The 690-nt window shown below is 79.4% G+C and carries 1 protein-coding gene; it reads right to left on the minus strand.

The features are described from left to right. The coding region (locus G3I53_RS18015) for a DUF6597 domain-containing transcriptional factor (protein WP_343240643.1) at positions 1-432 on the minus strand (432 nt) is incomplete at its 3' end. Between the last annotated feature and the right edge of the window lie 258 nt (positions 433-690).

The raw sequence follows: 690 nt of genomic DNA on the forward strand, positions 1-690 counted from the left end.
GCCCGCGTCGAGGGCGGCGACCAGGACCCGCAGCGCGGGGTCCGGCCCGGCGGTGTCCGCGGCAAGGCGCAGGGCGAGCTCCTCGATCCCGGTCGCGGGATCGGCGGCGGCCCGCACCCGCGCGGTGAGCCGGCGCACCTCGGCGGCGCCCCACAGGTCCGTGAGGTCGACCCGCCGGTCACGCAGTTCGTGGGCGGGGACGCCGAGCAGGGCGGGAGCGGTCCCGGGCCCGAAGCGGAGGCCGGCCCAGGTGCTGGGTTCGCCCCCGGTGAGGTGGGCCCGGGTGTCGGGGCCGGCGACCAGCAGGCGGCCCTCGTGCCAGAGCAGGTCCATGCAGCCGTCGGGCAGCACCCGGCCACTGTTCGTGTCACCGGTGAGGGTGTTGGTCCACAGAGCCGCACCCGGCAGCCGCGACGCCCGTTCGCGGTACACGTGCACCACCTCCCGCTCGCCGTTCACCCTACGCGCCGGGCGCGCCCCGGACCTGCCGTTCCCGGCGGCACCCGGCACGCCTCGGCCCCACCCGGACCGGGGAGGACACCGGCCCGCCGGCCCTGCGGACGCCTCACGAGATCGCCCCCGCCGGCCCTGCGGACGCCTCACGGGACCGCACCTGCCGTCCGGTCCGGGCCCCGCCCACGCCCCGGGCCGACGGCACGCCACGCCGGACCCACGGCAAGCCGCACCGCG

This window comes from Streptomyces sp. SID14436 (assembly GCF_010548465.1).
Taxonomy (GTDB): domain Bacteria; phylum Actinomycetota; class Actinomycetes; order Streptomycetales; family Streptomycetaceae; genus Streptomyces.